The organism is Curtobacterium sp. ER1/6 (genome assembly GCF_001742745.1).
Taxonomy (GTDB): Bacteria; Actinomycetota; Actinomycetes; order Actinomycetales; family Microbacteriaceae; genus Curtobacterium; species Curtobacterium citri.
Genome location: NZ_MJAK01000001.1, coordinates 394040 through 411981 on the forward strand (window position 1 = coordinate 394040; position 17942 = coordinate 411981).

Annotated in this window: 16 protein-coding genes; 7 read left to right on the plus strand and 9 right to left on the minus strand. The window is 70.4% G+C overall.

The annotated features are described in order from the left end of the window. The first annotated feature begins 13 nt into the window (after positions 1-13). The 4 genes from Cus16_RS01785 (at position 14) to Cus16_RS01800 (ending at position 4747) form a co-directional block, all read left to right on the plus strand. The gene (locus Cus16_RS01785) at positions 14-817 is read left to right on the plus strand and encodes a cytochrome c (protein ID WP_069710890.1); all 804 of its coding nucleotides are present in this window, start codon (positions 14-16) and stop codon (positions 815-817) included. Between the two features lie 33 nt (positions 818-850). After that, positions 851-1918, plus strand: a complete 1068-nt coding sequence (locus Cus16_RS01790) for a ubiquinol-cytochrome c reductase iron-sulfur subunit (protein ID WP_069710891.1) — start codon at positions 851-853, stop codon at positions 1916-1918. Beyond that, positions 1918-3612 (plus strand): cytochrome b, encoded by a 1695-nt coding sequence (locus Cus16_RS01795; RefSeq protein ID WP_069710892.1) that lies wholly within the window; start codon positions 1918-1920, stop codon positions 3610-3612. Before Cus16_RS01790 ends, Cus16_RS01795 begins: the two co-directional genes overlap by 1 nt. 175 nt (positions 3613-3787) lie before the next feature. Continuing rightward, entirely contained in the window at positions 3788-4747 is a 960-nt protein-coding gene (locus tag Cus16_RS01800; protein ID WP_069710893.1) for a phosphodiesterase, read from the plus strand. A 384-nt stretch (positions 4748-5131) separates the two neighbouring features. Here Cus16_RS01800 and Cus16_RS01805 read toward each other — a convergent pair whose 3' ends face one another. The 4 genes from Cus16_RS01805 to Cus16_RS01820 all read right to left on the minus strand — a co-directional run bounded on the left by Cus16_RS01805 (position 5132) and on the right by Cus16_RS01820 (position 9331). Beyond that, complete coding sequence (locus Cus16_RS01805; protein WP_069710894.1) at positions 5132-6685, minus strand: stealth conserved region 3 domain-containing protein; 1554 nt, start codon at positions 6683-6685, stop codon at positions 5132-5134. Between the two features lie 86 nt (positions 6686-6771). After that, positions 6772-7218 carry a DUF6804 family protein gene (locus Cus16_RS01810; RefSeq protein WP_223246486.1) on the minus strand — a complete coding sequence of 149 codons (447 nt, stop codon included), beginning with the start codon at positions 7216-7218 and terminating at the stop codon, positions 6772-6774. Then, on the minus strand, positions 7218-7802 hold the full coding sequence (locus tag Cus16_RS01815) for a GDSL-type esterase/lipase family protein (protein WP_069710895.1): 585 nt from the start codon (positions 7800-7802) through the stop codon (positions 7218-7220). The genes Cus16_RS01810 and Cus16_RS01815 overlap by 1 nt, the downstream gene beginning before the upstream one ends. Continuing rightward, positions 7799-9331, minus strand: coding sequence for an SDR family oxidoreductase (locus Cus16_RS01820; RefSeq protein WP_069710896.1), 1533 nt, complete (start codon positions 9329-9331; stop codon positions 7799-7801). The genes Cus16_RS01815 and Cus16_RS01820 overlap by 4 nt, the downstream gene beginning before the upstream one ends. 42 nt (positions 9332-9373) lie before the next feature. Between Cus16_RS01820 and deoC the strand changes: the two genes are divergently transcribed. The 3 genes from deoC to Cus16_RS01835 all read left to right on the plus strand — a co-directional run bounded on the left by deoC (position 9374) and on the right by Cus16_RS01835 (position 11918). Further along, complete coding sequence (deoC, locus tag Cus16_RS01825; RefSeq protein WP_069710897.1) at positions 9374-10129, plus strand: deoxyribose-phosphate aldolase; 756 nt, start codon at positions 9374-9376, stop codon at positions 10127-10129. Between the two features lie 131 nt (positions 10130-10260). Beyond that, positions 10261-11241: an ROK family protein gene (locus Cus16_RS01830; RefSeq protein ID WP_069710898.1), complete on the plus strand. Its 981-nt coding sequence runs from the start codon at positions 10261-10263 to the stop codon at positions 11239-11241. 122 nt (positions 11242-11363) lie between these two features. Then, positions 11364-11918 carry a type IV toxin-antitoxin system AbiEi family antitoxin gene (locus Cus16_RS01835; RefSeq protein WP_069710899.1) on the plus strand — a complete coding sequence of 185 codons (555 nt, stop codon included), beginning with the start codon at positions 11364-11366 and terminating at the stop codon, positions 11916-11918. On the opposite strand, the gene Cus16_RS01840 is transcribed toward Cus16_RS01835, so the two are convergent. The 5 genes from Cus16_RS01840 to Cus16_RS01860 form a co-directional block, all read right to left on the minus strand. Next, positions 11905-14247 (minus strand): RelA/SpoT family protein, encoded by a 2343-nt coding sequence (locus Cus16_RS01840; protein ID WP_223246487.1) that lies wholly within the window; start codon positions 14245-14247, stop codon positions 11905-11907. The two genes, Cus16_RS01835 and Cus16_RS01840, sit on opposite strands and share 14 nt — an antisense overlap. 48 nt (positions 14248-14295) lie before the next feature. After that, complete coding sequence (locus Cus16_RS01845) at positions 14296-14643, minus strand: rhodanese-like domain-containing protein (protein WP_069710900.1); 348 nt, start codon at positions 14641-14643, stop codon at positions 14296-14298. Continuing rightward, positions 14643-15647 (minus strand): protein translocase subunit SecF, encoded by a 1005-nt coding sequence (gene secF / locus Cus16_RS01850; RefSeq protein ID WP_069710901.1) that lies wholly within the window; start codon positions 15645-15647, stop codon positions 14643-14645. The genes Cus16_RS01845 and secF overlap by 1 nt, the downstream gene beginning before the upstream one ends. Next, a complete protein-coding gene (gene secD, locus Cus16_RS01855; RefSeq protein WP_069710902.1) occupies positions 15647-17398 on the minus strand; it encodes a protein translocase subunit SecD in 1752 nt (583 codons plus the stop codon). Before secD ends, secF begins: the two co-directional genes overlap by 1 nt. Positions 17399-17492: 94 nt before the next feature. Then, a complete protein-coding gene (locus tag Cus16_RS01860; RefSeq protein ID WP_069710903.1) occupies positions 17493-17888 on the minus strand; it encodes a preprotein translocase subunit YajC in 396 nt (131 codons plus the stop codon). Between the last annotated feature and the right edge of the window lie 54 nt (positions 17889-17942).

Below are 17942 nucleotides of genomic sequence, written 5' to 3' on the forward strand. Positions count from 1 at the left end.
TAGCCCCCACCGCATGTTCAACAGAAGCAAGTCCAAGAAGGGCCGCCGCTCCCCGATGGCGACCGTGTCGCTCATCGTCGTGGGTCTGATGACCACCGGCGGCGCGTACGCGCTGTTCAGCTCGACGGCCAACGCCGACGACAGCACCACCACCGCTGCGTCGAGCCAGTCCCAGGTGAACGAGGGCGAGAAGCTCTTCGCCTCGAACTGCGCCACCTGCCACGGGCTCGACGCCCAGGGCACCGGCGAGGGCCCGTCCCTCATCGGCGTCGGCGCCGCGTCGGTCGACTTCCAGGTCGGCACCGGCCGCATGCCGATGGCTGCGCAGGGTCCCCAGGCCGAGGAGAAGCCCGCTCAGTTCACGGACGAGCAGGTCGACGCCATGGGCGCCTACGTCGCTTCGCTGGGCCCCGGCCCGTCGGTCCCGTCCTCGTCGCTGACGGACGGCAAGGGCGACGCGGCCGAGGGTGCCGAGCTCTTCCGCATCAACTGCGCCATGTGCCACAACGTGGCCGGTGCCGGCGGCGCCCTGACCGAGGGCAAGTACGCCCCGAACCTGCAGTCGGTGTCCGGCAAGCACATCTACGAGGCCATGGTCACGGGCCCGCAGAACATGCCGGTGTTCAACGACCTGAACCTCACCCCGGAGCAGAAGGCCGACATCATCACGTACCTCAAGTACGTGCAGGACAACAAGTCGCCCGGCGGGTTCGCCCTCGGCTCCCTCGGCCCGGTGGCAGAGGGTCTGTTCATCTGGATCTTCGGCCTCGGCGCCGTCGTCGCGATGACCGTCTGGCTGACGGCGAAGTCCAACTGATCGTCCGTGTCGAACGACACTGAAGGGAACACCATGGCAGAGCACGACGACGAGGCACTGAACTCGTCCTCGGCTGTCGAGAAGCACGGCACGACCAGCACCTCCGTCGGGACGGCTGTCGTCCCCGCCGAGCCGTTCGAGAACCCGGGCGAGCCGCCGCACCGCCCTCGCCGCACCGACGTCGACCCGAAGAAGCAGCGTCTCGCCGAGCGTCAGGTCGCGACGTTCTTCTACCTCTCCGTCGTGGGCAGCGTCCTCGCGATCGCGGCGTACGTCGCGTTCCCGATCGACCCCGAGGACTTCGGCACCGTGCGTGCCGGCAACCTCTGGCTCGGCCTCTCGATCGCGCTCGCGCTCCTCGCACTCGGCCTCGGCGCCGTCTACTGGGGCAAGTCGCTGGTCGTCGACCGCGAGATCTCGGAGATGCGCCACGGCACCCGTGGCACCGACGCGACCCGCGCCAAGGCGGTCGAGGCGTTCCAGCTCGCCGACAAGGAGTCGGGCTTCAGCCGTCGCAAGCTGATCCGCAACTCGATGATCGGTGCGCTGGCGGCCTTCCCGCTGCCCGGCATCGTGCTCGTCCGTGACCTGGCCCCCGCCGAGGACCCGAACGAGCTCCTGCGCCACACGTTCTGGAAGTCGGGCATGCGCCTGACGAAGGACCCGACGGGCCTGCCGATCAAGGCGTCCGACGTCACCATCGGTTCGGTGTTCCACGTCATCCCGGACGGCATGCTCGACTCCGAGCACATGCTCGAGGAGAAGGCGAAGGCTTCCGTCCTCCTCATGCGTCTCGACCCGAAGGACCTCAACCCCAGCAAGGGGCACGAGGACTGGGGCTACGACGGCATCGTCGCCTACTCCAAGATCTGCACCCACGTCGGGTGCCCGGTCGCGCTCTACGAGCAGCAGACGCACCACCTGCTGTGCCCGTGCCACCAGTCGACGTTCGACGTCTCGAACAACTGCGAGGTCATCTTCGGCCCGGCTGCACGTCCCCTCCCCCAACTTCCGATCGCGATCGACGACGACGGCTACCTGGTCGCACAGAGCGACTTCCACGAGCCGGTCGGGCCGTCCTTCTGGGAGCGTGAACGCTGATGACCAGCACCACAACCACCAGCGCACCGACGACGGCCACCCGGCCCGAGCCGACGCGCGGGTCCCGTCTCATCGGGGCCACCGCCAACTACATCGACGAGCGCACCAGCATCTCCGGCCTCGTGAAGGAGGTCGGGCGCAAGATCTTCCCCGACCACTGGAGCTTCATGCTCGGCGAGGTCGCGCTCTACAGCTTCGTCGTCGTCCTGCTGTCGGGGACGTTCCTGACGTTCTTCTTCCAGGCGTCGATGACCGAGGTCGTCTACAACGGCTCGTACGTGCCGCTCAAGGGCGTCGAGATGTCGACCGCCCTGCAGTCCACGCTGAACATCTCGTTCGACATCCGCGGCGGGCTGTTCGTCCGGCAGATCCACCACTGGGCCGCCCTGCTGTTCGTCGCCTCGGTGATGCTGCACATGGCCCGCGTGTTCTTCACGGGTGCCTTCCGCAAGCCGCGTGAGCTCAACTGGGTCTTCGGCTTCGTGCTGTGGGTCCTGGCCATGGCCGAGGGCTTCACCGGCTACTCGCTCCCCGACGACCTGCTCTCCGGCAACGGTCTCCGCATCATCGTCGGCATGATCGAGGGCGTCCCGGTGATCGGCGTCTGGATCGCCTACCTGCTCTTCGGCGGCGAGTTCCCGGGCACCGACATCGTCGGCCGCCTCTACACGCTGCACATCCTGCTGCTGCCGGCGATCCTCGTCGCCGTGCTGGGCGTCCACCTCGTGCTGGTCGTCATCAACAAGCACACGCAGTTCGCCGGACCCGGCAAGACCGAGGAGAACGTCGTCGGTGTCCCGATCCTCCCGGCGTTCGCCGCGAAGGCCGGTGGCTTCTTCTTCATCGTCGCGGGCATCCTGGCCCTCATCGCGTCGCTGTTCACGATCAACCCCATCTGGAACTACGGCCCGTACGACCCGTCCCCGGTGTCCGCCGGTACCCAGCCCGACTGGTACATCGGCTTCGCCGACGGTGCGCTCCGTCTGGTGCCGCCGCACTGGGAGGTCGTGTGGTTCGGCTACACGGTGTCGTTCAACATCCTCGCGCCGATCGCCGTCCTGATGGCCCTCATCATCGCGATGTTCGCCTACCCGTTCCTCGAGGCGTGGGTGACGGGCGACAAGCGTGAGCACCACCTCGCCGACCGTCCGCGCAACGCCCCGACCCGCACGGCCATCGGTGCCGCCGGCATCACGCTCTACGCGTCGCTGTGGGCCGCTGCCTCGTCGGACATCATCGCGACGCACTTCATGGTGTCGATCGAGCACGTGATCCACGTGATCCAGGCCACGACGGTCCTCGGCCCGTTCGTCGCCTTCTGGATCACGAAGCGTGTCTGCCTGGCGCTGCAGAAGAAGGACCGCGAGATCGTCCTGCACGGCTACGAGTCGGGCCGCATCGTCCGACTCCCCCACGGCGAGTACATCGAGGTGCACGAGCAGCTCGACGAGTACGAGCGCTGGAAGCTCCTGCAGTTCAACGAGTACAAGCCGCTCATGGTCCGCCCGGACGCGAAGGGTCGGATCACCGGAGTGCAGAAGGTCCGCGCGAACGTCTCCCGCTTCTTCTTCGAGGACCGCATCGCGCCGGTCACGAAGGCCGAGCTCGAGGCCGCGCACGCCGCACACCACGGCCCGGAGCTGGAGGGCGACCACCAGGCCCAGGCCCCGGCGCTCGGTGCGGGCAACCACTGAGTCCCGGCACCACCGAACGAGCCCCCCGACCACATCGTGGTCGGGGGGCTCGTTCGTTCCGGTTCGGCGAAACCCCGCTTCCGGTTCACCCCCAGTTCACGGTGTCGTGCTGGACTCGTCCAGGACGGTGTGGCAACGTGTTGCACCACGCATCCGCCAACGGAACGAGAGACCGATGGACAGCCGGACGGCCGAACACCCCAGGCCGAACCACTTCCTCCTCCACCTCAGCGACACCCACCTCGTGGCGGGTGACGGCGCGCTCTACGGCGACGTCGACTCCGCCGCGCGACTCTCCGCGATCATCGCCGACATCGAGGCATCGGGCACGCGGCCCGAGGCGATCGTCATCACCGGCGACGTGGCGGACAAGGGTGAACCCGGCGCCTACGTGCGGGTCCGAGACATCGTCGAGCCGGCCGCCGAGCGCCTCGGTGCGCAGGTCGTGTGGGCCATGGGGAACCACGACGAGCGCGGTGCCTTCCGGCAGGAGCTCTTCGGTCTCCAGCCGACCGATCGTCCGGTCGACTTCGTCTACGACGTGAACGGCCTCCGCGTGATCACCCTCGACACGAGCGTGCCGGGAGCGCACCACGGCGAGGTCTCCCCCGCCCAGCTCGACTGGCTCGCCGAGGTGCTGTCCGAGGCGGCGCCGCACGGCACGATCCTCGCGATGCACCACCCGCCGGTGCCGAGCGTGCAGGACCTCGCCGTGCTCGTCGAGCTGCGCGACCAGGCCGCGCTGGCGGAGGTCGTCGAGGGGTCGGACGTCATCTCGATCATCGCCGGACACCTGCACTACTCGACGAGCGCCGTGTTCGCGGGTGTGCCCGTGTCCGTGGCGAGTGCCACCTGCTACACACAGGACCTCACGGAGTACCAGGGCGGGACCCGGGGGCAGGACGGCGCGCAGTCGTTCAACCTCGTGCACGTGTACGGCAACAACGTCGTGCACTCGGTGGTGCCGATCGGCCACTACTCGACGGTGGGTGAGCCGGTGTCCGCCGAGCAGACCGAGGCGCGCCTCGGTGCGGCCGGCATCACCATCGCCGCGGCCGTCGAGCCGGCGCCCGTCACGTCGAGCATCCCGGTGTTCACCCTGGACACGGTGCCCACCTCCCCCGTCCGCCGCTGACGGCCGGACGTCGCTGACGGCCATCCGTCTTCGACGGCCGGACGTCGCCGCCGACCGGACGTCGCCGCCGACCGGACGTCGCCGCCGACCGGACGTCGCCGCCGACCGGACGTCGCCGCCGACCGGACGTCGCTGCAGGCCGGACGTCGCTGCAGGCCGGAGACCGCTGCGGGGTGACGTCCCTGCCGGACGCGCGCCGCGCCTCCCGTCCATCCCGCTGCGTCTGCTCTTGCCCACCGAGCGGGCAGGACATGCCGCGCGCGGTCGTCCGGCGGGCACGACTCGTCGCGCCCGCGCGCCGAGCGTGACAGGAAGGACCCGCTCGCGCGAAGGCGACCGACCGGGCCAGACCCGCCCGGCCCGCCCGGCCCGCCCGGCGCCCGCTCAGTCGGTCGGCTGCTCCCACGGCGCCGGGAACGGGAAGTACTTCTCGAGGAAGTCCGTCACCCGCCGCGTGCGCTCCTCGTCGGAGACCTCCGGGAAGCTGCCGTCGTTGAGGCAGAAGAAGTCGACGTTCCGCTTCTTGAGCAGGTCCTCGAGCGCCTTGAGCCCGGACTGCATCGTCGTGTCGACGTACCGGACCGGCGCGTTCTCCTGCACGATGGCCCGCCCCGTGAGCAGCGCGTAGTAGTGGTAGAGCGAGTTCGTGACGGAGATGTTCTCGGCCGCACGGAACCGCGAGGCCATCGTCGCGCGGAACTCGTCCGCGAACTCGTGCTCCATCTCGGTCATGATCGACGCCCGGAGCGGGGTCGGCGCGTGCTCGAGGTGCCGCGTGGTGACCGCGCCGAACCGCTGCTGCAGCAGGCGGCGGTTGACCCGGGCGGAGTTCTCGAACCCGCTGCGAGCCGGGTTGTTCGAGCCGAGCCCGATGCGGGTCGTCGCGAGGATGAACTTCGTCACCGAACCCGGGCTGAAGAACACCGACGGGTCGACGAGTCGCCCGAAGAACATGTCGTCGTTCGAGTAGATGAAGTGCTCGCTGATGCCCGGGATGTGGTGCAGCTGGGACTCGACGGCCTGCGAGTTGTGCGTCGGCAGCACGGACGGGTCGGCGAAGAACTCCTCGCTCCGCACGATCCGCACCTTCGGGTGGTCCGCGAGCCACGCCGGCGCCGAGGAGTCGGTGGCGATGTAGATGCGGCGGATCCACGGCGCGAAGGTGTGCACGGATCGGAGGGCGTACTTCAGCTCGTCGATCTGCCGGAAGCGGGCCGGGGCGTCGTCGCCCTCGCCGAGCACGGCGTTCGCCTGCGCGGCCTGACGGGCGCGCTGGTACTCGATCGCGTTGCCGTCGACCCACGAGAAGACGATGTCGATGGGGAAGCGGATGTCGGAGACGTGGTCGTCGAACATGTGCTCGACCGTCCGCCAGGTGCGGCCGTACCGCTCGATGTCCACGAGCACGAACTCGTCGATCGGCAGGCTGCGACGCATGAGCGCGTTCTCGACGGGCGCGAGCACCTCGGTGTCGGTGACGCGCCAGAACTCGAGCTGCACGCTCGTCTCGGCGCCGTACCGGAGGCGACCGAGCGGCTCGAGGCGGGGCCGGAAGACCCGGAGCACGGGCTCGTCGGCGTTGCCGAGGCCGTCGTCGACGACGAGGACCGCGGGCTCCCCCGGCGGCTTGGCGTAGAGCGGCTCGTTCGCGGCGGCCGCCATGACGGCGCTCTCGGCGCGCTGGCGGTCCCGCTCGTCGACCGCGATGACCGGCCGTCGGTCGTTGCCACGGATGAGCAGGTGGTCGACGTCACCGGCGGTGAGTGCGTCGTCGAGGAACAACAGGTCCTCGATCATCGACTGCTGGGGCGTGAGGTGCCCGTTGACCAGGGTCAGCCGTCCCTTGCGGACGACGACGTCGGGACGGTCGAGACCGCCGGAGGACGGTCGAGGGTTCAGCAGAGGACTCTCGGTCGCCGGCTCGGTCTCGTGGCTCATCCATGCCCTTCGGGTCGCGTCAGCCGGACCCCGTGCCCGGCTCCTGCGATCCTACCGTCCGCCGGGAGCACGCGAGCGCGTGCGGGTCACGGCCGGGAGGCACGCCCCGCGTCCGCCTCGCGGGGCACCTTGACCGAGATCCCGACCAGGATGAACGCGGCGGCCGCGACGAGCTGCAGGGCCGCCCAGACCTGTCCCGGGATCGGCACGACGACGACCGGGTTCCAGCAGACCGCGATCGCGGCCGTCAGGGCCACGGCCCACCACGCCCGGCCGCGGACCGCGAAGACGAGCACGATCAGGGCGAGCACCGTCACCCCCCAGCGGACGAAGACGAACGCCGACGAGTCGACGATCGCCACGAAGGCGACGAGGACCACCGCGGCGAGCAGCGACGGCGCGAGTGCGGGACGTGTGAACGGCGGTGTGCCGTCGGTCCCGGCAGTCGCGCCCGCCGGCCGTCGGGCGTCCGGACGGCCCGACGGCACGCCCTGCAGCGACGATCCGGCCGGTGGGCGTCCCTTCCGCGGCATCAGGCGCCGGTCTCCCCGAGGTCGATCGCCTGGATGGAGCGGGACATCGGGGGCAGGTCGCGGACCCGTTCGAGCGCCGGGAGGAGCTCGTCGACGACCGCGCGGTAGCCGTCCTCGGTGAGGTGCAGGCCGTCGTCGGTGTACCGGGCGTCCAGGTGGTCGTCGTCGGCGAGGGCCGGCCACAGGTCGAGGTACTGCGCGTGGCAGGTCGCGACGAACTGGCGGAGGTGGCGGTTGGCCTCCTCGATCTTCGCGCACCAGTCGGCCTGCCGCGGCAGGATCGAGACGAGCAGCAGTCGGACCCCGGGCAGCTCGCGGCGGAGCGTCACGAGGATCGACTCCACGCCGCGGACGACGTGCTCGACGCTGGCGCGGTGGTTGCCGAAGTCGTTCGTCCCGATGAGGAGCACGATCACCTCGGGCTGCTCCGCGATGACGTCGTCGAGCCGGGCGAGCACGCCGTCGGTGGTGTCGCCACCGACCCCGCGGTTGCTCGTGCGTTCGCCGGGGAGCCACTGGTCCCACGACCCCTGCTCGGTGATGCTGTCGCCCAGGAACAGGACGCTGGGGTGTTCCGTGGTCATGCTGCCTCCTCGTGTGCCGGTCGGGGGTCCCCATTCTGCTGGGTCCAGTTCCGCCCCGTCGACTCGGTGTGTTCGGACTCGCGCTCGGCCGCCGCGGTGATGCGCTCGACCATGCCGGGGAAGATGACCCCGTGGAAGGGCAGGATGCCGTACCAGTACAGGCGCCCGGACAACCCCTGGGGGAAGTAGATCGCCCGCTGGTGGTAGTCGCTCCCGCCGTCGTCGCTCGGCGTCACGGTCATCTCGAGCCAGGCGCGGCCCGGGGACTTGAACTCCGCACGCAGGCGGAGGTACCGGCCACGCTCGAGCTGTTCGACGCGCCACCAGTCGAGCGCGTCGCCCTGCTCGAGCCGGCGCTGGTCACGACGGCCCCGGTTCAGCCCGACGCCGCCGGCGAGCTTGTCGAGCCACCCGCGGGCGACCCACGCCAGCGGGAACGAGTACCAGCCGTTCTCGCCGCCGATCGACTCGACGACCCGCCACACGTCCGCGGCGCTGGCCGAGGAGTGTCGCTTCCGGTCGTCCACGTAGACCGTGTGGCCGGCCCACTCGGGGTCGCTCGGCAGCGGGTCGGCCGAGGTCGCCGCGAGGGTCGCGTTGCGCCAGCTCGTCTCGACCTCGCCGTCGCGCATCTTCGTCAGGGCGAGCCGCACGGCACGGCGGTAGGAGGTCAGGCCGCCCTCGGGACGGGGCACGACGTCGTCGATGTCGTGCTCGCGCTGGACGCACTCGAACTGCAGCGACTCGATGATCGGCGTCGCGAGCTTGCGCGGGATGGGCGTCACGATGTTGAACCAGTGCGCGGACAGCCCCGGGGTGAGCACGGGGAGCACCGAGAAGCGGCGCTGCGGCAGCCCGGCCTCGACCGCGTAGCCGTTGAGCATCTGGCCGTACTTGAGCACGTCCGGCCCGCCGATGTCGAAGGTGCGGTTCACGTCGGCCGGGATCCGGAGCGCCTCGACGAGGTAGTACAGGACGTCCCGCACGGCGATCGGCTGGATGCGGTTGCGCACCCACCGCGGCGCGGGCATCCACGGCAGGACGTCGGTGACGTGGCGGATCATCTCGAACGAGGTGCTGCCCGAGCCGATGACGACACCCGCCTGGTAGGCGATGGTCGGCACGCCGGACGCGAGCAGCACGTCACCGACCTCCTTGCGGCTGCGGAGGTGCTTCGAGAGCTCGCCGTCGGGGTGAAGCCCCCCGAGGTAGACGAACCGACCGACCCCGGCGTCGCGGGCCTCGCGCGCCATGGTCTCGACGGCGTTCCGCTCGGCCTGCTCGAAGTCGCCGTCCGCGCCCATCGCGTGCGCCAGGTAGTAGACCGCCTCGATCCCCTGCACCGCGGCACGGACGGCCTCGGCGTCCTGCAGGTCGCCCGCGGCGATCTCCACGTCGTCGTGCCACGGCACGTCCTGGAGCTTGCGGGGCGTGCGGACGAAGACGCGGACGTGGTGTCCGGCCTCGAGGAGACGGGGGACGAGACGTCCTCCGATGTAGCCGGTTGCACCGGTGACGAGGACCTGCATGAGGGGCACGGTACGCCGGTCGCCTCCGGGTAGTCTTTCCGGGTGGACAACGCAGCATCCCCCGCAGACCAGGTCCGTCCCGCGCCGCTCGGTGCCGACGAGGTGCGGGCCCTCATCGACCACGCGATCCTCAAGCCGGAGCTGACCCGCGCCGACGTCGACGCGCAGCTCGACGAGGCCGCTGCGTACCGCGTGTTCAGCGTGTGCGTCCGTCCGAGCGACGTGGCCCACGCCGTCGAGCGCCTGCGGGGCACCGGGGTCGGCGTCGGCACCGTCATCGGCTTCCCGCACGGCACCACCACGACCGCCACCAAGGTCGCGGAGTCCCTGCAGGCCCTGGCGGACGGCGCCTTCGAGCTCGACATGGTGCAGAACGTCGGCGCAGCACGCTCGGGTGACTGGGAGCGCGTCGAACAGGACGTCCGCGCCGTGGTCGACGCCGCCGGGGACACCGTCGTGAAGGTCATCCTCGAGACGGCGTTCCTGACCGACGACGAGGTCGTCGCGGCCTCGCGTGCCGCCCAGCGTGCCGGTGCCGCCTTCGTGAAGACCTCGACGGGCTTCGCCGGTGGTGGCGCGACCGCCGAGCACATCCGGCTCATGCGCGAGACGGTCGGACCGGACACCGGCGTGAAGGCCTCCGGTGGGGTCCGCGGTCTCGACACGCTCGTCGAGATGGTCGACGCCGGCGCCGACCGCATCGGCACGAGCGCCTCCGCCCGCATCCTCGACGAGCTCGCCCACCGTGCCGAGACGGGCGCCGCCTCCGCCCTCGGTGACGACACCACCTCGTACTGAGTCCCCCGGGCCCGCACGAGGCCCGGACCAGCACCACCCAACCCGACCCCGTCGCCCGGGTCGGCACGCACCGACGCGTGGACGCGTCGGACAGCCGCACCGGGCCTCCAGACCGCCGCATCGGAGCGCGCATGTCCAGCACCGCACCCCAGTCCCCCTCGTCCCTGTCGTCCCCGTCGGGCTCGGCGCTCGCACTCGCCGTGGACCTCGGTGGCACCAAGGTCGAGGCGGCCTTCGTGACCGACCAGGGCGTCGTCGTGCCGGGCACCCGGCACCGCAGCCCGACCGGGCCGCAGCGGACGTCGGACGAGCTGCAGGCGGCCGTGGACGAGGTCGTCACCGCGACGCTCGCGACCCTGCCGACCGACGCGGTCCTCGTCGGTGTCGGCGTGGGGTCCGCCGGGCCGGTCGACGAGGAGCGGGGGCTCGTCTCGCCGCTCAACATGCCGGTCTGGCGTGGGTACCCGCTGCGTGACCGGGTCGCCGCCCTCGTACCGGACGGCGTCCCGGTGACGCTCCGGATGGACGGCCTCGCGATCACGCTCGCCGAGCACTGGGTCGGCGCCGCGCAGGGCTCGGACCACGTCATGGGCATGATCGTGTCGACGGGCGTCGGTGGCGGCCTCATCCTGCACGGCCGGACGGTCAGCGGTCCGACGGGCAACGCCGGCCACATCGGGCACGTCGAGTGCGGCGGGTTCGACGACCCCTGCGCCTGCGGCGGCACCGGCTGCCTCGAAGCGGTCGCCAGCGGCCCGAAGACCGTGGCCTGGGCGCAGCGTCAGGGCTTCGCCGGGACGACCGGCGAGGAGCTCTCCGCCGCCTACGCCGCAGGCGACGAGATCGCGGTCGCCGCGGTCAAGCGGAGCGGTCGGGCCCTCGGGCAGGCGATCGCGGCCGCGACCAGTCTGGTCGACCTCGAGGTCGTGGCCATCGGCGGTGGGTTCTCCCACGTCAGCCCGGACCTGTTCACGTACGCCCGGGAGGCCGTGGCCGAACGGGTCGAGTTCGGCTTCGTGACGAAGGTCCGGATCGTGCCGACCGGGCTCTCGCAGGACGGTCCGCTCATCGGCGCCGGCGCCCTGGTGCACCGCGCCGACGTCCTGCGCTGAGCGGGGCGGCGCGGCCGGACCGCGCCGACGTCCTGAACTGAGCGGGACCCCGGGAAGGCCGGACGTCCACCGACCTGTCCACAGGGCCGCTGGACCCCCTGCCGGTCGGGCAGGATGAGCGGGTGCCGACCCCGCGCCTGCTGACCAGCGACGACTGGCCGGAGGCGGAACTGCGCGCCGCGGTCCTCGCCGGCGAGCTCGTCGCCGTCGGACGGTGCTGGGCCTCTCCCGCCGAGCCGCAGGTCCCGGCGCTCCGGGCCGCTGCGCACGCGTGGCGGCTCCCGGACCGACGCCTGGTCGCGGGCGGGCGGTCCGCTGCCTGGATCTGGGGCGCGACGGCACGCGAGCCGGCCGTGCCCGAGGTGGTCGCACCACCGAACGTGCGCGTGCGCGTCGACGCCGACGTCCGCCTCCGCGAGGTCCGGCTCGAGGACGGCGACGTGGTCGTGCTCGGGACCGTCCGGGTCACGACGCCGTTGCGGACCGCACTCGACCTGCTGCGTGCGCCCGGGCCGTTCGCCGCCGACGCGCACGACTGCCTGCGCGGGCTCGTCGCGATCGGGGTGGTCCACCCCGATGCCGTCCGGGCGCGACTCGACGCCCTGGGGACGGTGCCGATGGTCCGTCAGGCGGCACGGCGGCTCGCGGAGGTGACGGTGCCGGTCAGCCGGCGCTGACCCGGTACACGTCGTAGACGGCGTCGATCCGGCGCACCGCGTTGAGCACGCGGTCGAGGTGCGTCGTGTCACCCATCTCGAACACGAAGCGGCTGAGCGCGAGCCGGTCGGACGACGTCGACACGGTCGCCGACAGGATGTTGACGTGGTGGTCGGTCAGCACCCGCGTGACGTCGCTGAGGAGCCCCGATCGGTCGAGGGCCTCGATCTGGATCTGCACGAGGAAGACCGACTTGGACGACGGTGCCCACTCGACCTCGATCATCCGGTCCGGCTCGTTCATGAGCGACTTCACGTTGGTGCAGGACGCCTGGTGCACGGACACGCCCTGACCGCGGGTGATGAACCCGACGATCTGGTCGCCCGGCACCGGGGTGCAGCACTTCGCGAGCTTCACCAGGATGTCCGGCGCGCCGCGCACGAGCACGCCGCTGTCGCTGTTGCGCAGCTGTCGGCTCGTCACCTGGCGCGGGAACGCCAGCTCCGGCTCGTCGGTCTCCGACTCGGTCTGGACGTTGCCGAGCACCTTCTCGATGACCGACTGCGTGGAGACGTGCCCCTCGCCGACGGCCGCGTACAGCGCCGAGACGTCCTCGTACCGCATGGACGACGCCACCTCGGCGATGGAGTCCTGGCTCATGATGCGCTGGAGCGGCAGGTTCTGCTTCCGCATGGCCCGCGCGATCGCGTCGCGACCCTGCTCGATCGCCTCCTCGCGACGCTCCTTGGTGAACCACTGCTTGATCTTGTTGCGGGCCCGCGGGCTCCGCACGAAGGTCAGCCAGTCCTGGCTCGGCCCCGAGTCCGGGTTCTTCGACGTGAAGATCTCGACGACGTCACCGCTGGAGAGCGCGCTCTCGAGGGGCACGAGTCGACCGTTCACCTTCGCACCCATCGTGCGGTGCCCGATCTCCGTGTGCACCGCGTAGGCGAAGTCGACCGGGGTCGCGCCCGCCGGCAGGCCGATGACCTTGCCCTGCGGGGTGAAGACGTACGTCTCCTTGGCACCGATCTCGTACCGCAGCGAGTCGAGGAACTCCCCCGGGTCGCTCGTCTCGGCCTGCCAGTCGGTGATGTGGGCGAGCCACGCCATGTCCTGGTCGTCCGTGGTCGACGCGGTGTCGACGTCGCGTCCCGCTGCCCGCTGCTTGTACTTCCAGTGCGCCGCGACACCGAACTCGGCCCGCTGGTGCATCTCGTGCGTGCGGATCTGGATCTCCACGGCGCGGCCCTGGGGCCCGAGCACCGTGGTGTGCAGCGACTGGTACAGGTTGAACTTCGGCGTCGCGATGTAGTCCTTGAAGCGCCCCGGCAGCGGCGTCCAGCGCGCGTGCACCGAGCCGAGCATGGCGTAGCAGTCGCGGACGGTCGGCACGAGCACGCGGATCCCGACCAGGTCGTAGATCTCGTCGAACTCGCGCCCCCGCACGATCATCTTCTGGTAGATCGAGTAGTACTGCTTCGGCCGGCCCATGACCTCGCCGCGGACCTTCGCGGCCTTGAGGTCCTTCTTGAGCGTGCCGATCACGTTCTGCACGAACTGCTCGCGGCGCGGCTGCCGCTCCTTGACCAGGCTGTCGATCTCGACGTAGAGCTTCGGGTGCAGGACCGCGAACGACAGGTCCTCGAGCTCCAGCTTGATCATCTGGATGCCGAGTCGGTGCGCCAGGGGCGCGTAGATCTCGAGCGTCTCCTTGGCCTTCCGCGTGGCCGACGCGGACTCGACGAAACCCCACGTGCGCGCGTTGTGCAGGCGGTCGGCGAGCTTGATGACCAGGACACGGATGTCCTTCGACATCGCGATGACCATCTTGCGGACGGTCTCGGCCTGGGCACTGTCGCCGTACTTGACCTTGTCGAGCTTCGTGACGCCGTCGACGAGCATCGCGATCTCGTCGCCGAAGTCGGCCCGGAGCTCGTCGAGCTGGTAGTCGGTGTCCTCCACCGTGTCGTGCAGCAGCGCGGCGGCGATCGTGATGGTGCCGATGCCGAGGTCGGCCAGGATCTGCGCCACCGCGACGGGGTGCGTGATGTACGGCTCGCCGGACTTGCGCTTCTGCCCGTCGTGGGCGCGCTCCGCGACCGAGTACGCCCGCTCGATGAGCGTGACGTCGGCCTTGGGGTGGTGCGACCGCACGGTCCGGATGAGCGTGTCGACGGCACCAGCGGGCTGCGCCCGCGAGAACAGGCGGGGCAGCAGGGACCGCAGGGAACCGAGGTTGCCGGTGGTCGTCGCGTTCAGCGGACTGGAGGGCCGTGGTGCGGAACCGGGACGGCTCGCGTCGGGCGACGGCGCACCCTGGGGCGAGGACTCACGGGTGTCCGTCATGGTGCGCCTCCAGTGCGGGTACGGTCCGGCAAGCCTACGCGTGTCCGGTCAGTGCTCGTGACGCGGTTCGCCCTGGGCGTCGCGCACGACCGGCTGGCCCGCCTGCTCCCAGGCGACCATGCCGCCGGTCAGGTTGACCGCGGGGACCCCGGACTGCTCGAGGGCGGCGACCACCCGGGCCGACCGCGCCCCGGAGTGGCAGACGACGATCGCGGGCTGGTCGCCCCCGTCGATCTCCTGCCAGCGGGCGACGAGCTCGGACATCGGCACGAGCGTCGCCTCGGGGGCGTGCACCTCGTCCCACTCCCCCTGCTCGCGGACGTCGAACAGTCGGGCGCCGGCGTCCAGGCGACGCCGCGCCTCGGCGACGTCGACGTCGTGCACCTCGACCGCCATCAGGCGACCTCGGCCGCGGCGTCGACCTCGCGCTGGCGCTTCTCGGCGGCGCGGGTCTTCTTCGCGTCGGCCTCCTTGACCTTCGGCTCGTTCTCCCGCAGGTGCGCGTACATCGGCGACGCGATGAAGATCGTCGAGTAGGTGCCGACGATGATGCCGATGAAGAGCGCGAGCGAGATGTCGCGGAGGGTGCCGGCGCCGAGCACGTACGACCCGATGAAGAGGATCGCCGCGACGGGCAGGAGCGCGACCACCGAGGTGTTGATCGAGCGGACGAGCGTCTGGTTCACCGCGAGGTTGACCGACTGCACGAAGGTGCGGTGCGACTCCTGCGCGGTGTTCTCGCGCACCTTGTCGAACACCACGACGGTGTCGTAGAGCGAGTAGCCGAGGATCGTGAGGAAGCCGATCACCGCGGCCGGCGTCACCTCGAGCCCGACGATGCCGTAGACACCGGCGGTGATGAGCAGGTCGTGCAGCAGCGCGACCATGGCGGACACCGACATCTTCCAGGTGCGGAAGTACAGCGCCATGACCACGGCGGCCAGCGCGAGGAAGATCACGAGGCCGCGGATGGCCTGCGCGAGGACGTCCGCACCCCAGGTGGCACCGATGTAGGTCGAGGCGACCTGGTCGTCGGACACACCGTAGGCCTGCGCGAGCGCGTCCTGCACGTCGCTCGTCTCGCGGTCCGTCAGCTGCTCGGTCTGGACGCGGATGCCGTCCTGGCCGACCTGCGAGACGCGCGGGATGCCCTCGGGCACGATCGACTCGACCGTGCGGGTCGCGATGGACTGGTCGAGGTCCTTCGCGTTCGAGATCGTGAACTCGGAACCACCGGTGAACTCGATGCCGAGGTGGTAGCCGCCGCGGAGCCACGGCACCGCGAGCGAGACCACGATGGCGATGATCGCGACGAGGTACCAGGTCTTCCGGCGCCCGACGATGTCGTACGAGCGCTTGCCCGTGTAGAGGTCGCTGCCGAACTGGCTGAAGCTGGCCATCAGTCGTCCTTCCCGTCCGGCGTCGAGCCGTTGTCGCCGGAGGCCTGCTGGGCCTTCCGCTCTGCGATCGTCTGGCGGCGCTGGGCCTCCCCCGCACTCCGCTGGCGCTTGCCGTCGACGACCGGTGCACGGAACTGCGCACGGCCGCGGTAGACCGCGCCGAGTGCGGACGGGTCGAGTCCGCTGAACCTGTGCCCCTCGCCGAAGAAGCGGCTGCGGGCGATGAGCTGCATCATCGGGTGCGTGAAGAGCACGACGACGACGATGTCGATCAGGGTGGTGAGGAGCAGCGTGAATGCGAAGCCCTTCACGTCGCTGACGGCCAGGATGTAGAGCACGACCGCGGCGAGGAAGTTGATCGAGTCGGACGCCAGGATCGTGCGGAGGGCCCGCCGCCACCCCGCCTCCACGGCGCTCTCGAGGCCGCGGCCGTCGCGCAGTTCGTCGCGGATGCGCTCGAAGTAGACGATGAACGAGTCCGCGGTGATGCCGATCGCGACGATCAGACCGGCAACGCCGGCGAGCGACAGGCGGTAGTCCACCCGCCACGACATGATCGCGATGACCAGGTAGGTCAGCACCGCGGCCACACCGAGCGACAGGACCGTCACGAACGCGAGTGCGCGGTACTGGATCACCGAGTAGATGATGACCAGGATCAGACCGATCAGGCCCGCGACGAGGCCGCCGACGAGCTGCGCGGTCCCGAGGGTCGCCGAGATGTTCTCGTTCGACTGCACCTGGAAGTTGATCGGCAGGGCACCGTACTTGAGCTGGTCGGCGAGGGTCTTCGACGACTCGGCGGTGAAGTTGCCCGTGATCTGGGCCTTGCCGTTGGTGATCGCGGCGTTCGAGGCGGGGGCGGTGATCACCGTGCCGTCGAGCACGATCGCGAACTGGTTCTGCGGCGGCTGGAGCTTGACGAGGCGGCTCGTGACGTCGCGGAAGTCGTCCGAGCTCTGCCCGCGGAAGGTCAGGTTGACGGCCCACTGGCCGGTCGTGGCGCCCTGCGAGTCGGTGGCGAGGCCCGAGGTCGCGTTGCTGATGCCGGAACCGGACACCTCGACGGGGCCGAGGATGTACTTGGCGGCACCGTCCTGGTCGCACGTGACGAGCGGCTCGTCGTCCGGCGCCGCGGTGACGTCGTCCGGCGCAGCGCAGTTGTAGTTCGTGTACAGGTCCTGCAGCGCCGGGGTCACCTGCGCGAGGTCGCTGCCGTTGGTCGGCTTCGTGCTCGGGGTGGCGTCGAGCGACGCGGGCGGCGAGTACGGCGTCGGCGAAGCGGTCTTCCCGTCGCTCCCGCCGACCGCCGTGTTCGTCGCGGCCTCCGTGTAGAGCACCGGGCGGAAGGTCAGCTTCGCCGCGGCCTCGATCCGGTCGATCGTCGCCTTGTCGGGCTTGCCCGGGATCGACACGACGATGTTGTTCGTGCCCTGGGTGTTGATCTGGGACTCGGAGACGCCGGTCGCGTTGATGCGCTGGCGGATGATGTTGACCGCCTGGTTCAACTGCTGCGAGGTGACGGAGCCGCCCTCGGTGTTCTGCGCCGCGAGCGTCAGCTGCGTGCCGCCCTGCAGGTCGAGCGCCAGCTCCGGGACCCAGCTCGCGCCGGCGAACCACTCGTTGGTGTCGTCCTTGCTGTTGGCGGCGAGCACCGACGCGGCAGTGTTCAGGCCCGCCAGGGCGGCCATGATGATCACCAGCCAGGTGAGCGAGCGCAACGCCTTCTTGACGGGTGTCGATCGTGCCACCGGTCGTCTCGTCTTTCTGTTCAGGACCGACGGCGGCGAGGCCGGCGGCAGGAGGTGTGGTCGCCGGGTCGGTGGACCCGGCGACCGGGGAGCATCAGTCTTCGGTCTTGCGCTTCGCCGGGTCGACCTCGTCGACACGCTCGCCGTAGACCGGCTCACCGTTCAGCTCGGCGACCGGCTTCGGGGCGGTGGTCTCGTCGTCGGCCACCACGGTGGTCTCGACGTCGGACGCGTCCTCGTCGACCACGCGCGACAGGGTCTGGCGGTGCACCGTCACGACCGTGCCGGGAGCGACCTCGACGTCAGCCGTGACCTTATCGTCGTCGACGGACACGAGCGTGCCGTAGAGGCCGAACGAGAGCATGACGCGGGAGCCCGGGACCATCTTCGTCTGGAGCTCCGCCTGCTGCTTCTTGCGCTTGCGGCTGCTGTAGAACATGAACGCGGCGAACGCCACGATGATGACGATGAGGAAGAGTGATTGGTCCATGGGGGCGGTGCCTTCTCTGGTTGCTCGGATCCAGCCGGAGCGGTCGCTGCTCGG

Bases quoted from the DNA above. Each gene is read 5' to 3' on its own strand.
- Cus16_RS01845 (WP_069710900.1), bottom strand. From the start codon at position 14,643: ATGGCGGTCGAGGTGCACGACGTCGACGTCGCCGAGGCGCGGCGTCGC.
- secF (WP_069710901.1), bottom strand. From the start codon at position 15,647: ATGGCCAGCTTCAGCCAGTTCGGCAGCGACCTCTACACGGGCAAGCGC.
- Cus16_RS01810 (WP_223246486.1), bottom strand. From the start codon at position 7,218: ATGCCGCGGAAGGGACGCCCACCGGCCGGATCGTCGCTGCAGGGCGTG.
- Cus16_RS01815 (WP_069710895.1), bottom strand. From the start codon at position 7,802: ATGACCACGGAACACCCCAGCGTCCTGTTCCTGGGCGACAGCATCACC.
- Cus16_RS01795 (WP_069710892.1), top strand. From the start codon at position 1,918: ATGACCAGCACCACAACCACCAGCGCACCGACGACGGCCACCCGGCCC.
- Cus16_RS01785 (WP_069710890.1), top strand. From the start codon at position 14: ATGTTCAACAGAAGCAAGTCCAAGAAGGGCCGCCGCTCCCCGATGGCG.
- Cus16_RS01800 (WP_069710893.1), top strand. From the start codon at position 3,788: ATGGACAGCCGGACGGCCGAACACCCCAGGCCGAACCACTTCCTCCTC.
- Cus16_RS01805 (WP_069710894.1), bottom strand. From the start codon at position 6,685: ATGAGCCACGAGACCGAGCCGGCGACCGAGAGTCCTCTGCTGAACCCT.
- Cus16_RS01790 (WP_069710891.1), top strand. From the start codon at position 851: ATGGCAGAGCACGACGACGAGGCACTGAACTCGTCCTCGGCTGTCGAG.
- Cus16_RS01860 (WP_069710903.1), bottom strand. From the start codon at position 17,888: ATGGACCAATCACTCTTCCTCATCGTCATCATCGTGGCGTTCGCCGCG.
- Cus16_RS01830 (WP_069710898.1), top strand. From the start codon at position 10,261: ATGTCCAGCACCGCACCCCAGTCCCCCTCGTCCCTGTCGTCCCCGTCG.
- Cus16_RS01840 (WP_223246487.1), bottom strand. From the start codon at position 14,247: ATGACGGACACCCGTGAGTCCTCGCCCCAGGGTGCGCCGTCGCCCGAC.
- Cus16_RS01820 (WP_069710896.1), bottom strand. From the start codon at position 9,331: ATGCAGGTCCTCGTCACCGGTGCAACCGGCTACATCGGAGGACGTCTC.